This window comes from uncultured Porphyromonas sp., from assembly GCF_938023125.1.
Classification (GTDB): domain Bacteria; phylum Bacteroidota; class Bacteroidia; order Bacteroidales; family Porphyromonadaceae; genus Porphyromonas.
Genome location: NZ_CALHDW010000017.1, coordinates 125,244 through 143,797 on the forward strand (window position 1 = coordinate 125,244; position 18,554 = coordinate 143,797).

General features: G+C 49.8%; 18 protein-coding genes. 11 read left to right on the plus strand and 7 right to left on the minus strand.

All coding sequences use genetic code 11. The features are described 5' to 3' along the window. The first annotated feature begins 38 nt into the window (after window positions 1-38). The 10 genes from Q0090_RS05175 to Q0090_RS05220 all read left to right on the plus strand — a co-directional run bounded on the left by Q0090_RS05175 (window position 39) and on the right by Q0090_RS05220 (window position 9,132). The gene (locus tag Q0090_RS05175) at window positions 39-1,502 is read left to right on the plus strand and encodes an SUMF1/EgtB/PvdO family nonheme iron enzyme (RefSeq protein WP_297948228.1); all 1,464 of its coding nucleotides are present in this window, start codon (window positions 39-41) and stop codon (window positions 1,500-1,502) included. A gap of 12 nt (window positions 1,503-1,514) precedes the next feature. Then, entirely contained in the window at window positions 1,515-2,462 is a 948-nt protein-coding gene (gene gldL, locus Q0090_RS05180) for a gliding motility protein GldL (protein WP_297948231.1), read from the plus strand. Window positions 2,463-2,476: 14 nt separating this feature from the next. Then, window positions 2,477-4,030, plus strand: coding sequence for a gliding motility protein GldM (gene gldM, locus Q0090_RS05185; protein ID WP_297948234.1), 1,554 nt, complete (start codon window positions 2,477-2,479; stop codon window positions 4,028-4,030). Window positions 4,031-4,036: 6 nt separating this feature from the next. After that, a complete protein-coding gene (gene gldN, locus Q0090_RS05190) occupies window positions 4,037-5,152 on the plus strand; it encodes a gliding motility protein GldN (RefSeq protein WP_297948237.1) in 1,116 nt (371 codons plus the stop codon). 11 nt (window positions 5,153-5,163) lie between these two features. After that, on the plus strand, window positions 5,164-5,727 hold the full coding sequence (locus tag Q0090_RS05195; protein WP_297948240.1) for a chromate transporter: 564 nt from the start codon (window positions 5,164-5,166) through the stop codon (window positions 5,725-5,727). Between the two features lie 15 nt (window positions 5,728-5,742). Continuing rightward, window positions 5,743-6,348, plus strand: coding sequence for a chromate transporter (locus Q0090_RS05200; RefSeq protein ID WP_297948243.1), 606 nt, complete (start codon window positions 5,743-5,745; stop codon window positions 6,346-6,348). 50 nt (window positions 6,349-6,398) lie between these two features. Beyond that, window positions 6,399-6,983 (plus strand): hypothetical protein, encoded by a 585-nt coding sequence (locus tag Q0090_RS05205; RefSeq protein ID WP_297948246.1) that lies wholly within the window; start codon window positions 6,399-6,401, stop codon window positions 6,981-6,983. A gap of 131 nt (window positions 6,984-7,114) precedes the next feature. After that, complete coding sequence (locus Q0090_RS05210) at window positions 7,115-7,699, plus strand: hypothetical protein (protein ID WP_297948249.1); 585 nt, start codon at window positions 7,115-7,117, stop codon at window positions 7,697-7,699. A gap of 131 nt (window positions 7,700-7,830) precedes the next feature. Beyond that, window positions 7,831-8,415 carry a hypothetical protein gene (locus Q0090_RS05215; RefSeq protein WP_297948252.1) on the plus strand — a complete coding sequence of 195 codons (585 nt, stop codon included), beginning with the start codon at window positions 7,831-7,833 and terminating at the stop codon, window positions 8,413-8,415. A 132-nt stretch (window positions 8,416-8,547) separates the two neighbouring features. Then, window positions 8,548-9,132: a DUF3575 domain-containing protein gene (locus Q0090_RS05220; protein ID WP_297948255.1), complete on the plus strand. Its 585-nt coding sequence runs from the start codon at window positions 8,548-8,550 to the stop codon at window positions 9,130-9,132. A 17-nt stretch (window positions 9,133-9,149) separates the two neighbouring features. On the opposite strand, the gene Q0090_RS05225 is transcribed toward Q0090_RS05220, so the two are convergent. From Q0090_RS05225 to Q0090_RS05255, 7 genes are all read right to left on the minus strand, one after another. Continuing rightward, a complete protein-coding gene (locus tag Q0090_RS05225; RefSeq protein ID WP_297948258.1) occupies window positions 9,150-9,842 on the minus strand; it encodes a phenylalanine--tRNA ligase beta subunit-related protein in 693 nt (230 codons plus the stop codon). Window positions 9,843-9,933: 91 nt separating this feature from the next. After that, window positions 9,934-11,112 (minus strand): GTPase ObgE, encoded by a 1,179-nt coding sequence (gene obgE, locus Q0090_RS05230; RefSeq protein WP_297948261.1) that lies wholly within the window; start codon window positions 11,110-11,112, stop codon window positions 9,934-9,936. Window positions 11,113-11,129: 17 nt separating this feature from the next. Next, the gene (locus Q0090_RS05235) at window positions 11,130-11,702 is read right to left on the minus strand and encodes an adenylate kinase (RefSeq protein WP_297948263.1); all 573 of its coding nucleotides are present in this window, start codon (window positions 11,700-11,702) and stop codon (window positions 11,130-11,132) included. After that, complete coding sequence (locus Q0090_RS05240) at window positions 11,702-12,238, minus strand: phosphoribosyltransferase family protein (protein WP_297948266.1); 537 nt, start codon at window positions 12,236-12,238, stop codon at window positions 11,702-11,704. Before Q0090_RS05240 ends, Q0090_RS05235 begins: the two co-directional genes overlap by 1 nt. 480 nt (window positions 12,239-12,718) lie before the next feature. Beyond that, window positions 12,719-13,384 carry a hypothetical protein gene (locus tag Q0090_RS05245; protein ID WP_297948269.1) on the minus strand — a complete coding sequence of 222 codons (666 nt, stop codon included), beginning with the start codon at window positions 13,382-13,384 and terminating at the stop codon, window positions 12,719-12,721. Between the two features lie 197 nt (window positions 13,385-13,581). After that, window positions 13,582-15,192: a phosphoenolpyruvate carboxykinase (ATP) gene (gene pckA, locus Q0090_RS05250; protein ID WP_297948273.1), complete on the minus strand. Its 1,611-nt coding sequence runs from the start codon at window positions 15,190-15,192 to the stop codon at window positions 13,582-13,584. Between the two features lie 29 nt (window positions 15,193-15,221). Next, window positions 15,222-16,709 (minus strand): acetyl-CoA hydrolase/transferase family protein, encoded by a 1,488-nt coding sequence (locus tag Q0090_RS05255; RefSeq protein ID WP_297948276.1) that lies wholly within the window; start codon window positions 16,707-16,709, stop codon window positions 15,222-15,224. A gap of 442 nt (window positions 16,710-17,151) precedes the next feature. On the opposite strand from Q0090_RS05255, the gene miaB reads away from it, so the two are divergent. Next, the gene (miaB, locus tag Q0090_RS05260; protein ID WP_297948279.1) at window positions 17,152-18,540 is read left to right on the plus strand and encodes a tRNA (N6-isopentenyl adenosine(37)-C2)-methylthiotransferase MiaB; all 1,389 of its coding nucleotides are present in this window, start codon (window positions 17,152-17,154) and stop codon (window positions 18,538-18,540) included. The last annotated feature ends 14 nt before the right edge of the window (window positions 18,541-18,554 follow it).

The following is an 18,554-nucleotide window of genomic DNA, read 5'->3' on the forward strand; positions in this document are numbered from 1 at the left end:
AAAGGGCTGAGACAGAATGCGAATAAGAAGAATAGCAGATGACAAAAAGACATCACCCCCTTGCACCGGCATTGATTGGTTTGGTAACTCTGGTGCTCCTCGCAGCTTGTGCCTCACGCCCTCGCTCTACATCAGGTGGCGAATTGGTAGGCGCTTCGCTTGCTTCGTGGCAAGAGCCTTCGCCCTACGGCATGGTACTTATCCCTCGCGGTTCGATTGTGCTTGGGCATACTCAGGCGGATAGCCTTTGGGGCTTCCCCGCAGAATCGAAGGCAATATCGGTAGATGCCTTTTGGATGGATAGGACGGAAATTACCAATGCGCAGTACCGTCAGTTTGTCTATTTTGTACGCGACTCTATCATAAGGGAACGCCTAGCCGACCCCGCCTATGGAGGGAACCCCGACTACAAAATCACGACCGACAAGTACGACAATCCCATTGAGCCACACCTCGATTGGTCTCGCCCCATCCCTACCCAAAAGCGTGCCACTGAAGAGGAACTCAATGCCATCAACAGTGTCTATTACACCAACCCCGTAACCCATGAGCGGGGGTTGGATCCCTCTCAAATGGTCTATCGTTACCAGCGCTACGACTATCATGCCGCAGCCCTCTATCGCTCTCAGATGCTCGCCTTGCGCAATCCCTCCCTCACCCCTGCGGAGCTTGAGGCCCTCGAACTACCGACCATTGCCAAAGACACCGCCTATATCGACGACAACGGCCGCATTGTACGCCAAACCCTTACGCGCCGTCTTGCCAGTGAATACGACTTCCTCAATACCTATATAGTAGCCATCTATCCGGACGAAGCTTGCTGGGTACGAGACTACCCCAACTCCACCAACGCCGAGTATGCACACCTCTACTTCAACCATCCGGGCTACGACAATTATCCCGTCGTAGGGGTATCTTGGGAGCAAGCTCAAGCCTTCTGCGCTTGGCGCTCAGCCTCTTTCCGTCAAGGGCTCAACATACCCGAGGGCATGATCCTCGAAGACTTCCGCTTGCCCACCGAGGCAGAGTGGGAATACGCTGCACGTGTGGGCGATAGCAACCGACGCTACCCATGGAGCGCTCAAGACCTACAAAGCGACAAGGGTTGCTACCTAGGCAACTTCAAACCCGGGGAAGGCGATTACACCGCAGACGGGCACCTTATCACCAGTCAGGTTGGATCCTTCTCTCCCAACGACTTTGGATTGTTTGACATGGCAGGCAACGTTGCCGAGTGGACCGAATCCGCCTACTCAGCCTCTAGCTACAAAGATGTAGACGACATCAACCCGGAGCTGGACTATCATGCCGATCTACGCGACCCCGAGATACTCCGCCGCAAAGTGGTGCGTGGGGGATCGTGGAAAGATGTTGTGCGCTTTATCCAATCCGCCACCCGCAGCTACGAATCACAAGGTAAAGCTCGCTCATACATTGGGTTCCGCTGCGTACGCAGAGCCGTTAGCTTTACTCCTCAAAAAAGAAGCAACAAGAAAAAATAGCAAAAGAGACCTATGAAAACAGATAAAAAAGCCGGCAAACTCAGTCTTTTCTTGGCGAGCCGCCGTGGAAAAAAGGTCCTCAACGTAGCCTATAGTTGGGGAGCAGCCGTCGTAATTGTAGGGGCTCTTTTTAAGCTCTTACACTGGTCTTTTGGCGATCAAATGCTCTTCGTTGGGATGATGACCGAGTTCCTTGTATTCTTCATTTCAGGCTTCGAACAACCCGAAGAGACCTACAAATGGGAGCAAGTATTCCCCGAACTAAAAACAGATCTCGAGAGCACAAGCCCCCAAGATATGATGCAGCAGCGCGACTATCTCACCCAAAGGGCAGAGGCAGCACGGCAGCGTGCAGAGAGTTTCGAGCCCTCCTCTCCTTCACACCTCGGAGCCACAGCCCCCGAGGTTTCACTCGCCGGAGTACTCTCCCAAGAGGAGCTTGATCAACTCCGTGGCAGCATACAGAGACTCAGTGGAGCCATCGACCAGCTCTCTCGCCTAGGTGATCTCACCAGCGGGATGACCCAGCAATGGCAGAGCATCAACCTACAGACGCTCAACGAACATACGGCACAGTATAACGAACAGATAGCTGCCCTCGGCAAGAACATTACGGGGCTCAACGCCGCCTACGAGGCGCAGTTGCATGACGTAAATCAGCAAATTGCAGCCATCGAAGGGATCAATGCGGGTCTTGATCGCATGCGCGAGATGTACGAGGGAAGCCTCGGAGACAGCAACGCATTCCGTATGGAGAACGCCCACATGGCTCGCCAATTGCAAGACTTAAACCGCATTTATGCACGTCTATTGGATGCTATGACCATCAATATGGGCGCCTCCATGATGTCTCGCAATGCCTATCCCGACCCCTATCGTCCGGGCTATACGTCATCGTATGATGCCTATCCCCCCTCACGAGACGAGCAGTACCCCAACCCTCATCAAACCCAACAATAAATCCTTAGTTCAATATGGCTTCGGGAGGATCTTCGGGCAACCGCAATCGGCAGAAGATGATCAATCTAATGTATCTTGTCTTCATTGCCATGGTTGCTCTCAATGTGTCTTCGGATGTACTGGCAGGCTTTGACAAGGTGGGGGAAGGCCTCACCCAAATGCTTGCTACCACGACTGAACGAAACGACCGCACCGGTATGGAGCTGCAGTTAGCCTACAACCATAATCCGGGCAAGGCAGCCACGGCTTTTGCTCGGGGCAAACAGATACAAAATGCAGCCGACTCGCTCTACCAATTTATAGACGAACTCAAACAACTTATCGTCATAAAAACGGATGGAAAGGACGGAGATATAAATAATATTGACCGCAAGGATGATATGAATGCCTCCGCGGCCATTATGCTCAATCCACTAGACCACAAGGGAGCTCAGTTGCGCTCTCGCATCGAGCACTTCCGCCAATTGGCCGGGAGTATGATGCTCGACAGCGGTAAGCGTCACGCTATGGAAAATATCCTTTCCACAGCTCCGAAAGGGGTTCAACCCTGGGAGAACTCTCTTTTTGAGGGAATGCCTACCATTGCTGCAGTGACCCTTCTCACACAGATTCAGACGGATATCCGCAACGTGGAGGGCGAAGTTTTGAGCGAACTTATCCGAAGCATCGATATTGGCGACTTCCGTGTCAATAAAATAGAGGCACAAGTAGTGCCGGAAAGTCAGATCGTAATGAGTGGGGGAACCTATCGCGCCCAAATTGTACTGAGCAGTGTAGACTCTACCCAGCAGCCCCGTATCGTAGTCAATGGCAAGGAACTTCCCGCATCTAGTCGTGGGGTATATAGCGTGCCAACGGGCACTTCGGGCACTTTCCCCATCAAGGGATTCATCGAAATGCGACGCGGAGATGGCACACTCGAGAAGCATGAGTTTAACTCCGAATATACGGTCACAGCTCCCATGGCCTCCATTGCTCCTACCTTGATGAACGTACTATACGCAGGGATAGACAACCCCATCAACATTGCCGTACCCGGTGTTGCCGGTGAAGCCCTATCGGCCACAATGAGCAATGGTAGTCTCACCAAACGAGGGAATCAGTGGGTAGCTCGCCCTGCCAAAGTAGGTACAGAAGCCGTCATAAGTGTATCGGCACGAGGGATGGATGGTAGTGTAAAGAAAGTAGCCGAACAGCGGCTGAGAGTTCGTTCTCTACCCGATCCTCTCCCCTACATTGAGTACAAGGATGCCAACGGAGCCACCAAACGATTCCGTGGAGGGAGCCTCGCCAAGCGCGATCTCCTAGCAGCCGGAGGAATCAAAGCCGCCATCGACGACGATATTTTGGAGGTATCCTACTCGGTAGTTCGCTTCCAACTCACCTTCTTCGACCAGATGGGAAATGCCATGCCCGAGGTCGGACAAGGGGACCGATTCTCCGAGCGACAACTCTCACGCATACGCTCCCTCTCTCGTGGCAAACGCTTCTACATCAGCGAAGTAATAGCCCGTGGTCCCGATGGTGTAGAGCGCAAAATCCCGCCCATTGAAGTAATAGTTAAGTAGATAAGCATGAAGTTCTATAATCATATAGCCTGCCACCTCTCCGCAGCCCTATTAGCCCTCTCCTTGAGCCTCACCTATAGTTGGGCTCAAAACGACACTACAAAAGCCGCCACTGTGCGCAAAAGTGCCACCTCTCGCCGCTCTCAACAAGAGCAACAAGAGACCCGGCAAGATGGACTGAGTGTACGTGCTTCTGAACTAAACCAACGGCTAGAAAAGAACAGCAGCAACGCCCCTTGGAAGCGGGTCATCTACCGAGAAGTCAACCTCGATAGTGCCGAGAACGCTGCTCTCTACTACCCTCCTCGTCCTACCGAGACGGAGCAGAACCTCTTCTCTACCCTCTTCAAACTCGTCAACAAAGGGGCTATTGATGTTTACGAGTACACGGATGGATACGAAGCCTTTGATGCTAAACACAAACTCAACTTCTCCGACTTTCTAGACCGCTTTGGCATCCTATTCGAAGAAGATGCCAACCGAGAAGGGAATGCGCATTACGTGGTAGCCGAAGCCGATATACCCTCCGAACTCGTAAAAAGCTACTTCTTGAAGGAAGAATATTACTTCGATCCCATCCGGAGCACCATTGATACCAAAGTAATTGCCCTCTGCCCCGTAATGCACGATACAGGTGAGGCCGAAGAGCCGCTTAAGTATCCTCTCTTCTGGGTTACCTACGAAAGCATTCGCCCCTACCTGGCTATGCAACCCGTAATGCTGAGCGACCTCAATAACGCCACCACCTCCACTCTCGACAATTACTTCCGCATGAGGTTATACAACGGAGGTATCTATAAGACTCAGAATAGACTGGGGCGAGCTCTCGCTCAATACTGCCCCACGCCGGACTCCCTCCGCAACGAACAGCAACGCATTGAGCAGGAGCTAAAAAGCTTTGAGGAAGGTCTTTGGATGCAAACGACCCAAACTGATGCCACCGAAGAGGTGACAACAGAGGCAAAAGAGACTACGAAGGCCACCACCATAAAGGACAATACAGCACGAGCTCGCCGCCAACAAAGCAAGGAGAAAACGCCCAAGGCTCCAAAGGCTGCCAAAGCAGCAAAACCGGCTAAGACAATGAGTAGTAGCAAGCGGAGTGCCCGAGGTCGGTTCTAGCCTCGCCCCCTATGACGCCTCTTCTCCTCTCCCTCTTCACTACCTTTTTGCGTATAGGTAGCTTCACCTTTGGGGGAGGGTATGCCATGTTGCCCCTCATAGAGAGGGATGTAGTGGAGCGGCACAAATGGCTCTCTCACGAAGAGTTCATCGACCTATTTGCCGTTGCCCAATCGCTCCCTGGAGTATTTGCGGTCAATATATCCATCTTTGTGGGTTACCGCCTTGCGGGCAAGAGAGGAGGCACCATTGCGGCCCTCGGGACTATTCTCCCCTCTTTTGTCATTATCCTTCTACTTGCATTCACCTTTGAGAGTGCTAAAAGTAATCCCCATATTGCGGCTATAATGCAAGGGATTCGCCCTGCGGTAGTCGCCCTTATTGTAGTACCGATTTACACCACTTGGCGTACCATGCGCCTATCCAATAGGTGGCTTATCGTGCCGATTCTTTCGGCTCTTTTGGTTTGGTTTTTCGGAGTTTCTCCCATCTTAATCATCCTAATATCGGGAGGGTTGGGGATACTTTACCAAGAAGGCATCAAGCGCAAACTAAAGCAACAGAAGCGAGGTTGAGCCTAACAAAAGAGTATGACTACCCTATTTCTCTACTTACAGCTCTTTTGGACGTACACCAAAATCGGACTCTTCGGCTTCGGAGGGGGCTACGCCATGCTCTCTCTTGTACAAGACGAAGTAGTGGTAAAGCAAGGCTGGGTCACGGAGCAGCAATTCACCGACATAGTGGCACTGAGCCAAGTCACACCGGGGCCCATCGGCATCAATAGCGCCACCTATATTGGCTACACGGCTACGGGCTCTATCCTCGGGGCTATTGTGGCCACATTAGCCGTCTCGCTCCCCTCCTTTATTCTGGTGATGCTCATCTCCATGGCCTTCTCACGTTTCCGACAAAACCGATGGGTGGAAGCCGCTTTTGTAGGTATCCGCCCCGCCTCTGTTGGACTTATCGCCTCGGCAGCTCTACTCCTCTCGATTCATGCAGAGGGTGTTTGGCAATGGATAAGCCATGGGAATGCTGAGACCATTGTAGTACAAGAGAACTTCCCAGACTTGCGCAGTATTTTATTATTTTCTATTACTTTTATGGCCGCAATCAAGCGTTGGGTACACCCAATCCTCCTCATCGCACTTGCAGGAGCGGCGGGATGGGTCCTTTACTATGCCCTTGTCTAGACTGGCCTCTACAACAAGGAAATACCAACAGCACGCTAGTTATAAAAGTAATGATGAATAAAAAACGCCATTGGTTCTACCACACAATCCTTTGCGGAGCAGCCCTTTTGGCCTCCATCGCTCCTAGCCATGCTCAACACAAAAGTGATGCAAAAGAAGAGGTTCCTCAGCTCCTTCTCAGCACCGCTCCTCAGCACTTTCTTTTTGGAGTGAACCTGGGACTCGAACGCTCCATCACTTCCAAATTTTCTCTCGGTGCCGATGTCACAACGCATCTCTGGCTCTTAGAGACACCAAACGTAGCTCTCTCTCCCATTGGGAAATACTATTTCTGGGGAAATGTAGGGACGGGGATCTACGCTCGAGCAAAGGCTGTTGTGGGCTATTTCTTTGGCAAAACGGCTCTAGATGCGCCCTATTATGCGGGTCTGGGGATAGGCTTCGGATTTTTACTTCCCTTAGGGAAATCCAAGCGTTGGTACATGGGTGCCGATAGTGGCATCAAGCTGGCTGTCCCCTTTGGCCCCGAAGGAAGTCAATCGCCCCAGAAAGGATCTTCGGGCGCTGCCTACTATACAATACTGAGTCCGGCATCTATTCCGGAACTATCGATAAGGATAGCCTACAGTCTCTAATGCGGCAAATTCGGTCTCTACACTGAGTGACTAGTAACCATTGTAGAGCCGACCTCCGCAAGCGCCACTAGGCACTTGCTCCGTCTCAACCCCACGACCAAAACAGCTACAACACACTAATTATCAAAGTAATGATGAACAGAAAACACCATTGGCTCTACCACGCAATCTTTTGCGGAGCTGCTCTTTTGGCCGCTATCGCTCCCTGCCTTGCACAAGAAAAAAGTGACACAAAAGGAGAGGGACCTCTAGTCCTTGTAAGTACGGCACCTCAGCACCTTCTTTTTGGAATTGACCTAGGGGTCGAACGTGCGCTCTCTCCCAAATTTTCTCTCGGTGCCGATCTCACAACGCACCTCTGGCTTTTAGAAATGCCCAATATGGCGATCTCCCCCATGGTAAAGTACTATTTCACGGGCACTGTAGGCTCAGGGATTTACGCTCGGGCAAAGGCTGTGGCGGGATTCTTCTTTGGCACTACAGCATTAGACGCTCCCTATTATGCAGGCCTAGGAGTAGGCTTCGGATTTTTACGCCCCATAGGGAAAACCGGGCGTTGGCACCTGGGCATCGATGGCGGGGTCAAGCTAGCCATTCCCTTTGGGGTCGATAAAAACCGGCCAGCCGTAAGACCACAATGGGGGTTGCCCTACTATACTCTACTAAGCCCGGCATCCATTCCGGAACTATCTATTAGGATCGCCTGCCGTCTCTAGTCCGGCAATTTAGTTCTCTATACCAAGCAATAAGCAACCATTGTATAGCCGATATTCATTGCTGTACTACGCCTACCTGGTCTCGGATCTACATCAAAAAAAACACCAACAACACACTAATTATCAAAGTAATGATGAACAGAAAATGCCATTGGTTCTACCGTACAATCCTTTGCGGAGCTACCCTTTTGGTCTCTATCGCACCTAGCCTTGCACAAGAAAAAAGTGACACAAAAAGCGGTGTCCCCAAGACCCTTATAAGTACCGCACCTCAGCACCTTCTTTTTGGAATTGACCTAGGGCTCGAACGCTCCCTCACTCCCAATTTTTCTCTCGGTGCCGATCTCACAACGCACCTCTGGCTTTTGGAAATGCCTAACATAGCGATCTCCCCGATGGCTAAATACTATTTCACGGGTACTGTAGGCGCGGGGATTTACGCTCGAGTAAAGGCTGTGGCGGGTTACTTCTTCGGTGCTACAGTATTCGATGCGCCCTATTACGCAGGCGGGGGAGTAGGATTCGGATTTTTACTTCCTATAGGGAAAACCGGACGTTGGCACCTAGGTGCCGATTGCGGGATCAAGCTAGCCATTCCCTTTGGTGACGGAGGAGATCGTCCAGCCTTAGGAGGAGACTGGGGAATAACCTACTACACTCTACTAAGCCCGGCAGCTATTCCGGAACTATCTGTTAGGATTGCCTACAGCCTCTAGTCCGGCAATTTAGTTCTCTACACCGAGCGGCTAGCAACCATTACGTAGCCGATATTCGTTGCTGTACTACGCTCTTGCTTAGTCTCGACTCTACAATAAAATAACACCAACAACACTCTAATTAACAAAGCAATGATGAATAGGAAACACCATTGGCTCTACCACGCAATCCTTTGCGGAGCCGCTCTTTTGGCCTCTATCGCACCTAGCCTTGCACAACAAAAAAGTGACACAAAAAGCGGTGTCCCCCAGACCCTTATAAGTACCGCACCTCAGCACCTTCTTTTTGGAATTAACCTAGGGGTCGAACGTGCGCTCTCTCCCAAATTTTCTCTCGGTGCCGATCTTACAACGCACCTCTGGCTTTTGGAAATGCCTAACATAGCCATCTCTCCCATGGCAAGATACTACTTCTCGGGAACTTTTGGGTCAGGGTTTTACGCTCAAGTAAAGGCTGTGGCGGGTTCCTTCTTTGGCACCACCACAGCATTAGGCAAGCCCTATTATGCCGGCGGGGGAGTAGGATGCGGATTCTTACGCCCTATAGGGAATAGCGGACGTTGGTACTTGGGCGCTGAGGCAGGCCTAAAACTAGCCTTTCCTTTCGGTCCCGATAATCGGTCAGTCGGAGGGGGAGAATGGGGGATAGCCTACTACTCTCTACTAAGCCCTGCATCTATTCCGGAACTATCTATAAGGATTGCCTACCGTCTCTAGTCCAGCAATTTAGTTCTCTACACCGAGCGGCTAGCAACAGTTGTAGAGTCGATATCTGTTGCATGTACAAACCGCCGGAGTAGCTCGATAGTCTGCTCTTTTGCCTCTTGCAGAAGGGCGTCTCCTCCCTCCTCTTGGGGTACATAATTATTGATAAAGATCAGAGCGTTGCGAGTAGATAATTCTACTTTGCTGCGCTCTGAGTCGCTTGTAGGGGTCGCAAAAGTACCTAAAGCATCTTCGTAAATGGGCAACCCCTCCACGTTAAGCACGCCACGGCCAATCCCCTCGAAGTGGTCATCGGCAGAGCCAATACGCAATGTTATATCCCCTTGTAGGGTATCGGCATCGAAGACGCCAAGTGAATACCCCGTAGCTATGGAGACGATATTGCCCAAATCGACAAGCTGATTGACCCAATACAACCCCAAGCCTTTGACAATACGTCGGCGCAACTGCTCGGCAGCCGGTCGGTAGCGATTGGGATCTTTGCCACAGAGTTTGTAAGCTGCTCTCGTATAATGGATGGCAGGCATCTCCTTTATCTTATCTAGTTGCGTGGTGAGAACCACTTGTGCCATGAGCCTATCCATCTCCATTTTGAGCAGGTGGTCTGTAGGCATATTAGAGACCTTTGCCTCAATTATTGCCATGGAAAAATGGGGACAAAGCCGAGCAAAGTCAGGGGCTATGGATACATGGTGTCGCATAAAAGTTTAGATAAAATCATAGCTGCCCCAATAGGTTTGCAGCTATGGATATGTAGTACTTTGGTAAGGATTTAGACTTGAGGAGAGAGGGTTAATCGTTGAGCCCTAGCTCATCTTTTACCTCATCATCCCACTCAATATCAAGCAATTCGTCCTCGTCGTCCTCGTCGTCTTCTAGCCACTCAATAGCTCCCTCTTTATTGTAAAGAGCATCATCGTCGTGGAGAGTCTCTACCTGCATGGCCTCGCGTACCAGCTCTGTATTGTCGTAGGGCATCTCACGATTGAGCTCCTGCCAGAGCAGGTCTTTTAGTTCTGTAAGGCCACGTTGCGCCACTGCCGAGATGAAAACATGAGGTAGCTCTTGAGGAATTTCTTCACGAACCATCTCGATCAATTCGTCGTCGGCCAAGTCGCATTTGGTAATTGCCAGGAGACGACGCTTAGAACCCAACCCCGGATTGTACTTGAGCAACTCGGCAAGCAAGACTTCATACTCCCGATAGATATGCTCCGTATCAATAGGGATCATAAAGAGGAGGATGGAATTGCGTTCGATATGGCGGAGGAAGCGAAGCCCTAATCCACGTCCCTCTGCAGCACCCTCGATAATACCGGGGATATCTGCCATTACAAAGGAGCGATTATCTCTATAACTAACAATTCCGAGGTTAGGAACAAGGGTAGTAAAGGGATAGTCGGCAATCTTGGGTTTAGCCGCTGTTATGGCACTCAATAGCGTAGACTTACCGGCATTGGGCAAGCCAACCAACCCTACATCGGCAAGGGTCTTGAGCTGCAAGATGATCTCACGCTCCTGTGCCGGTTCGCCGGGTTGTGCAAAACGAGGAGCCTGATTGGTAGCATTTTTGAAGAAAGAATTTCCCTTCCCTCCACGCCCCCCCTTGAGGAGTAGTTTTTGCTCTTCGTGGCGCGTAACATCGAGGATAAACTCCCCGGTTGTAGCGTCATACACGGAGGTACCAAGGGGCACCTCTATTATCACATCATTACCCGAAGAGCCGGTCTTGAGAGCACCTGCACCACTCTCGCCACTCGGGGCATATATATGCCGATTGAAACGCAAGTGAAGAAGCGTCCAATAATTACGGTTGGCGCGAATGTAAATACTCCCGCCATTACCACCATCTCCCCCATCGGGTCCACCTTTGGGGATATATTTTTCACGACGGAAGTGTGCCGAACCTCTACCGCCCTTACCTGAGCGGCAGTAGATCTTCACATAGTCTACAAAATTGCTTTCTGCCATCTACCCTCAGCAGTCGCCTAAGCGAGTTTATCAATAATTTGGTAGAGACGCTCGGAGATCTCCTCTACTTTACCGGTACCATCGACCAAATGGAGATTACCCTGCTGGGCATAATACTCCGAGACGGGAGCCGTCTGTGTACGATAGACCTTAAGTCTATTGTTAATGGTATCTATGTTGTCATCGCTACGATCCTCCTTCTCTTTGCGGAGGAGCAAACGCTCAATTACCATTTCATCGGGCACAGAAAGCTCGAGCATAGCACTCACCTTGGTCTGGTGACGCTTGAGCAAAAGATCGAGGGCTTGGGCCTGACCTACGGTACGAGGGAAGCCATCGAAGACAAAGCCTTTTACATCGGGATGAGAGGCAACGAGGTCTTCCATCATGCCAATGATCACCTCATCGGGTACCAAGTGACCGGCCTCTATCAAAGCCTTAGCCTTGAGGCCTAGCGCTGTCTCCGCCTTAATCTCTGCACGGAGAATATCTCCGGTCGATACATGCATTAGCTGATAACGCTGTACCAAATTGGCACTTTGAGTACCCTTGCCCGACCCCGGGGCTCCAAATAAGATTAGGTTTATCATCACTCTTTGAGTTTGTAAATATCTCGGAGCATACGCCCTCTATCATCGAAATCTAAGCCGTGGCCTACAATAAAATCGTTGTCGATCTCAAGCCCTACATAGTCTGCTTTTACATCACACTTTAGAGCCTTGGGTTTTGTGAGCATGGCTGCGATACGCACCTCTAGAGCCCCCTCATCGAGGTATAAGGCCTTTACATTTTGCATCGTATAGCCGGAGTCGATAAGATCCTCCAAGATCACAACGTGACGCCCCTTGAGGGGAGCACTAACGGGCATTACCTCCTTAAGGCTGAAGGTAGACTGCGTCCCTTGATACGACGAGTAGCGAGCAAAAGCGACCTCATGCTCTGTGCCGATATAACTCAGCAACTCAGAGGCAAACATAAAGGCGCCGTTCATGATCACCACGTAGAGGGGATCTTTGCCTTCCATGTCTGCTCGTATCTCGTCTGCCATACGACGGATGGCAGCATCAATCTCACGATAAGTAATGTAAGGTGCAAATACCCTTCCGTAAAGCTCTATATCTTCCATACGAATCTCGTTCTTATGGGACAAAGTTAGCTTATTCCGTTCAATCCTCTTCGTTTCTCAGTTGTTTTCTCCGAAAGAAGAGGGAGAAAAAGAGGGAAAACCTCCCAAAAGGAGCAAAGCAACCCCCGAAGGATCTTTTTTCTCTCTGGGTAGAAATAAAAAATTTACCACCCTAAACGATGGGGCATTTTAGGCTGAAATCCTCAGATTTCTCAGGCTAAATCTTTTTTATTCTCAGGCAAAAAGGGAACGACTTCTTGGGCAAGAAAAAAATCATCTTTAGGGGAATACTCAGAAAGGGAATAACCTCACTCATCCCCTAGCCCCAAACCATTTATTCTGCCTCCCCTTCAGGATAAAAAAAGGAATCTCTCCGTCGGCAAAGTCGTAACTCTACAAGAGCCACCTTGCACGTCCCCGGAAAGACTCCCTTTATCCCCTCTCGAGTAAAGCGAAGAGGGAGGGCGAAATATCTATCTCTTAGTCTAGATCAGCGTCCTCATCAATATCTTCGTCAGCATCACTACCCTCAAGCGAAACTACACCTTGCTTTGAAACAACAAAAGGAACTTCGTAGTATTCGATAGAGGTGCGGCCGGCGTTGCTTACCTTCTTAGCCTCCTTCTCAGTAACATTCAAAGTGAACTCACATACCCTCTCTCCATCATTACGAGAATTGTCGATACTATAAGAGTCAACACAGCAGAACTTAAGACCTTCTGCTTCAATTATCTTCTTGGCAGCATCGATCTGTTTTACATACTCTTCCGGAGAGATGCTCTTTACATCAAGTGCAGGAACATCCGAAAAATCGCGCCCCTCCCCGAGTGAGTAGGAAGAAAGGTTGCCAATAGTGCCATCTACAAAGAAGACCTGTTGCCACGCAGCACCATCCTTGTCTACCATCAATACACTGCAATAGTTGAGTTCGTTGTCCAATTCTTGTCCCGAACGAGTCTCTCTCCTTAGGTTCAAGCCAATAACCTTAAACTTGTCGGCATCGACCTTCTTTTCGATTATCTCTTGCACCTTTTCCCATGTCTCTTTTGTATCCGTGGGGACACCTACAATACTAGAGATTGCATTACAAGCAGAGAGCAACAAAGCCACTGCGCTTACTCCTAAAACAGATAATTTCTTCATCATTTTGTTCTTAATCCTATTAACAAATTAGCGCAAAGGTAGAAAAAAATAAGACGGGAACCTCCTCTTTTTAGATCAATAAAACAAGAGGAATCTCTTTTTTTAAGACTTTAATAGCGGAGAGGGTAAAATAAAATCCCCAACCACCCTTAGACAAAAGGGCAATTGGGGAATATCCTAAACGGATATGGGCGAGAACTTTAGTCTAGCTTTGGACCGGCTTCTACCAGTGCCTTACCGGCCTCATTACCGGTAAACTTGGTAAAGTTCTTGATGAAACGTTCGCTCAAGTCGCGTGCCTTAGCATCCCACTCGGAGGCATCAGCATATGTATCACGGGGGTCGAGGATTTTAGAATCTACCCCGGGAAGCTCCGTGGGAACCGTAAAACGGAAGTAGGGGATCTCCTTGGTGGGCGCCTTATCTATAGAGCCATCAAGGATCGCATCTATGATACCACGCGTATCCTTAATAGAGATACGCTTACCCGTTCCGTTCCAACCCGTATTTACAAGGTAGGCTTTAGCTCCAACGGCATTCATGCGCTTTACAAGCTCCTGTCCGTACTTTGTAGGATGGAGAGAGAGGAAAGCTGCACCAAAGCAGGCGGAGAAAGTAGGAGTAGGCTCCGTAACTCCACGCTCTGTACCGGCGAGTTTTGCCGTAAATCCGGAGAGGAAGTAGTATTGCGTTTGCTCAGGCGTAAGGATAGAAACCGGAGGCAATACACCAAAGGCATCGGCCGAGAGGAAAATAACCTTAGAGGCGTGACCGGCCTTCGATACAGGCTTAACGATGTTCTCAATATGGTAGATTGGGTAAGATACACGGGTATTCTCCGTTACGCTCTTATCGCTAAAGTCGATCTTGCCGTTGGCATCTACGGTTACGTTCTCAAGAAGAGCATCACGACGGATTGCATTGTAAATGTCGGGTTCGCTCTCCTTGCTCAGATTAATAACCTTGGCATAGCAACCACCTTCGTAGTTGAAAACGCCATCATCGTCCCAGCCGTGCTCGTCGTCTCCAATGAGCTTGCGCTTGGGGTCTGTAGAGAGCGTTGTCTTACCCGTACCCGAGAGACCGAAGAAGATGGCCGTCTCCTTACCATCCAGGCTTGTATTGGCAGAGCAGTGCATAGAAGCACGTCCACTTAGCGGATTGAGGTAATTCATGTAAGAGAACATACCCTTCTTCATTTCACCCCCATACCAAGTATTAAGGATAATCTGCATCTTTTCGGTGAGGTTAAATACTACAGCTGTCTCGCTATTCAAGCCGAGTTCTTTGTAGTTTTCCACCTTAGCCTTGGAGGCATTCATGATTACAAAGTCGGGTTCGCCAAAGTTGGCGAGCTCTTCGGCTGTGGGGCGAATGAACATATTCGTCACAAAGTGAGCTTGCCAAGCCACCTCCATAATGAAACGGAGTTTGAGGCGAGTATTCTCATTGGCACCGCAGAAAGCGTCTACAACAAAAAGTCGTTTGTTGGAAAGCTCTTTGGTAGCGATCTTTTTGAGTTCAGTCCAAGCCTCGGGAGTGATGGGTTTATTATCGTTTTTGTACTCGTCGCTCGTCCACCAAATGGTATCGCGAGTTGTATCATCCAAGACGAAGAATTTATCCTGAGGAGAGCGCCCTGTGTAGATACCTGTCATCACATTAACCGCACCCAGCTCGGTGAGTTGCCCCTTTTCATAGCCCGTAAGCTCGGGTTTCATCTCCTCGGCAAAAAGCGTGTCATAGGAGGGATTATACAATACTTCTACGGGATCGAGGATATTGTACTTGCTAAGATCTATTTTACTCATAATCTGATTTTTATAAATTGAGAATTGTTTTATTTGTCGAAGTCAGCCAAACGCATATCGCCCTTCTCGGCAATGGCATGATGGAAGGCGAAGCAGGCTTTCAGGTCATGCGGGGTTTGTCCGTATTTCGTACGCTCTAGATATTCGTTGAGCAGCGGACGATAGTCGGGGTGTACACAGTTGTCTATAATGCAACGAGCACGCTTGCGAGGCGACAAGCCTCGCAGGTCGGCAATCCCATATTCCGTTATAATTACCTTCACAGAGTGCTCACTGTGGTCGAGATGCGACACCATGGGCACAAAGGCACTGATCTTGCCATCCTTTGCCGTGGAGGGCGTGGTGAAGATAGAAAGATAGGCATTACGTGTAAAGTCGCCCGAGCCACCGATCCCATTCATCATGCGGGTCCCATTTACGTGGGTAGAGTTAATATTGCCGAAGATGTCGGCTTCGAGGGCTGTATTGATGGTGATAACCCCTAATCGGCGCACGATCTCCGGGTTATTAGAATACTCCACGGGGCGGAGCAACAACTTGTCTTTGAAGAAGTCGAGATTGCTGTATATTTCTTGGATTACAGAGCGACTTACCGATAGGGAGCAACCGCTGGCAAAGCGCACGCGTCCCTTTTTCATCAGCTCAATTACCGAGTCTTGTATCACCTCTGTGTAAACCTCGAAAGAGGGAATACCCTCATTATCACCAAGAGAACCGAGCACGGCATTTGCCACATTGCCCACACCGCTCTGTACCGGCAGGAACTCTTTGGGGATGCGTCCGGCCTCCAACTCGGTTTGTAAAAAGCGAGCCACGTTTTCGCCGATAGCCTTAGTCACATCATCAAGAGGGGTAAAGCTCCCTTCGTCGTTGGGTTCACTTGTCTCTACAATGGCCACAATCTTGTCGGGATCCACCTTAATAAAAGGTTGACCTACCCGATCACTCGGCTTGTAGATAGGCAACTCTTTGCGATAAGGAGGGTCAAGGGGCTCTGCAATATCATGCATTCCCCGAATGGCAGCCGGGTGACGATCGTTGAGTTCTACGATTATTTTCTTTGCCAAATGGCATATAGTGGGCAAAATCCCCACGCCGGAAGTAGGAACAATTTCCCCCTCAGGCGTAACCTCAGCAGCCTCTACAATGGCCACATCTATATCCCCATAAAAACCATAACGCAGGTCTTGAGCAAGGGAAGACAAGTGCAAGTCTGTATAGTCTGTTTCTCCAGAATTGATTAGAGTTCTAAGGTCTTTATTTGATTGATACGGGGCTCGAAAACGCACCGCCTTGGCGCGGGCAAGCATACCATCCAGGCGATCGCCTGTAGAAGCTCCCGTAAAAACGCCGATCGAAAAGGGGCGCCCCGCCTTATGTTCTTCTTCTGCACGTACGGCAATTGCTGCGGGCACAACTTTGGGGCACCCGGCAGGAGTAAATCCGCCAAAGCCCACATTAAAACCATCTTGAACGAATGCCGCCGCTTCTTGGGCAGTCATCTTTTTTTTCTCCATAGCCTAACTTTCCTATATATCTCCCCTCGAGGGGAAACTTTTTAGCTACACTCTTAGTAACTATATTCTATTTCTATGCGCTCTCTTTCGTACATTTGTAACCGAGTATGAGCATTCAAAGATACATAGTATTCAGCAAAGGCTCTCTATCCAAGGCCAATTATTTTCTCTTTGAGCCCTGCCAGAGAGGTAAAACGTGGCATTTTGTTCTGTTTTTCATGGCTTTCCTATCTCAGGAATACTTTCTAAGAGGGTTCCCTATAAAGATCAAAAGGGCGAACTTCCCAGCTCACCCTTTCGACATAACCAAAACCTTAACTATGAAAAATCTTACTTTTCCACTGCAAAGGTAGCAACTTTTTCCAAACCAACAATAGTATTGGTGTGAAAAAAGTTCTCCTATAAATTAATTATAACACCACCCCATTAAGAGTCTTTCAAAATGCAAAAAGATGAATTCCTTCCGCTTGCGAAGAAAATCCATATAGAGACCTACGGCTGCCAAATGAACGTAGCAGACTCCGAAGTCGTTGCTGCAATCATGGAAACTGCAGGATATGAAATGAGTGACACACCGGACCATGCGGACGCAATTCTCATCAACACCTGTAGCGTAAGAGACAATGCCGAAAAGAAGGTACTGAACCGTCTTGAGCATTACAACCAACTCCGCCGCAAACATGGCAGACCCTCTATAATAGGTGTACTAGGCTGCATGGCAGAGCGTGTGCGGCAAGAACTGATAGAGAAGCATGGCGCCGACATTGTAGCAGGCCCTGATGCCTACAACGACCTCCCCAACCTCTTCGCTGCCGTAGAAACCGGCGAAAAGGCTATTAATATAGATCTATCCCGCACAGAGACCTACCGAGATGTGATCCCGATCAAGCTCGCCGGACTCCACATCACCGGCTTCGTTTCCATCATGCGTGGGTGCGACAATTACTGCACCTATTGCATCGTTCCCTACACTCGCGGACACGAGCGAAGCCGTGAGGTAGAGAGCATTTTGCGAGAGATCGATCACATGGTAGAGCTGGGCTATCGAGAGGTAACCCTCCTCGGACAGAATGTCAATTCGTACCGTAGAGAGGCGGCAACGCCCGATGCTCCTCCATTCGACTTTGCGGATTTATTGCAAGCCGTAGCAGAGCGCGCTCCTAAGATGCGCATCCGCTTTACAAGCCCTCACCCCAAAGATATGAGCGACAAAACCATCGCTGTGATGGCTCGTTATCCCAACATCTGCAAGCAAATACATCTACCTGTACAGAGCGGGAGCAACCATATCCTCAAGCAGATGAAACGCAACTACACCCGGGAGTGGTACCTCGACCGCGTGCGAGCTATCCGAGAGGCCATGCCCGAGTGCAGCATCGGCACTGACATGTTTTGCGGCTTCTGTGGCGAGAGCGAAGAGGACTTCCAAGAGACGCTACGACTGATGCAAGAGGTCGCTTTCGACAGTGCTTTCATGTTTAAGTATAGCGAACGCCCCGGCACATTCGCCGCCAAACACCTCCAAGACAATGTGCCCGAGGAGACCAAAATACGCCGCCTTAATGAGATGATTGCGTTGCAAAACGAACTTAGCCTCGCCTCCAACAAGCGTGACATCGGGAAGCAATTTGAGGTACTTGTGGAGGGCACAAGCAAGCGATCTCGAGAAGAACTCTTTGGACGCACATCACAGAATAAGGTAGTAGTATTCCCCAAAGAGCAGGCTCGCATTGGGCAATTCGTGCTCGTAGAGGTGCACGATGCCACCAGTGCTACGCTGCTTGGAAAAGAGGTGCATACGCCCCAAAAGGAACTATCGAACACCCCCTAAATTGACCTTTAGCT

Coding starts and splice junctions, on each gene's coding strand:
- Q0090_RS05235 (WP_297948263.1), bottom strand. CDS start 11,702: ATGATAAACCTAATCTTATTTGGAGCCCCGGGGTCGGGCAAGGGTACT.
- Q0090_RS05175 (WP_297948228.1), top strand. CDS start 39: ATGACAAAAAGACATCACCCCCTTGCACCGGCATTGATTGGTTTGGTA.
- Q0090_RS05240 (WP_297948266.1), bottom strand. CDS start 12,238: ATGGAAGATATAGAGCTTTACGGAAGGGTATTTGCACCTTACATTACT.
- miaB (WP_297948279.1), top strand. CDS start 17,152: ATGCAAAAAGATGAATTCCTTCCGCTTGCGAAGAAAATCCATATAGAG.
- Q0090_RS05205 (WP_297948246.1), top strand. CDS start 6,399: ATGATGAATAAAAAACGCCATTGGTTCTACCACACAATCCTTTGCGGA.
- pckA (WP_297948273.1), bottom strand. CDS start 15,192: ATGAGTAAAATAGATCTTAGCAAGTACAATATCCTCGATCCCGTAGAA.
- Q0090_RS05225 (WP_297948258.1), bottom strand. CDS start 9,842: ATGCGACACCATGTATCCATAGCCCCTGACTTTGCTCGGCTTTGTCCC.
- Q0090_RS05220 (WP_297948255.1), top strand. CDS start 8,548: ATGATGAATAGGAAACACCATTGGCTCTACCACGCAATCCTTTGCGGA.
- Q0090_RS05245 (WP_297948269.1), bottom strand. CDS start 13,384: ATGATGAAGAAATTATCTGTTTTAGGAGTAAGCGCAGTGGCTTTGTTG.
- gldL (WP_297948231.1), top strand. CDS start 1,515: ATGAAAACAGATAAAAAAGCCGGCAAACTCAGTCTTTTCTTGGCGAGC.
- Q0090_RS05215 (WP_297948252.1), top strand. CDS start 7,831: ATGATGAACAGAAAATGCCATTGGTTCTACCGTACAATCCTTTGCGGA.
- Q0090_RS05195 (WP_297948240.1), top strand. CDS start 5,164: ATGACGCCTCTTCTCCTCTCCCTCTTCACTACCTTTTTGCGTATAGGT.
- gldN (WP_297948237.1), top strand. CDS start 4,037: ATGAAGTTCTATAATCATATAGCCTGCCACCTCTCCGCAGCCCTATTA.
- Q0090_RS05200 (WP_297948243.1), top strand. CDS start 5,743: ATGACTACCCTATTTCTCTACTTACAGCTCTTTTGGACGTACACCAAA.
- obgE (WP_297948261.1), bottom strand. CDS start 11,112: ATGGCAGAAAGCAATTTTGTAGACTATGTGAAGATCTACTGCCGCTCA.
- Q0090_RS05210 (WP_297948249.1), top strand. CDS start 7,115: ATGATGAACAGAAAACACCATTGGCTCTACCACGCAATCTTTTGCGGA.
- Q0090_RS05255 (WP_297948276.1), bottom strand. CDS start 16,709: ATGGAGAAAAAAAAGATGACTGCCCAAGAAGCGGCGGCATTCGTTCAA.
- gldM (WP_297948234.1), top strand. CDS start 2,477: ATGGCTTCGGGAGGATCTTCGGGCAACCGCAATCGGCAGAAGATGATC.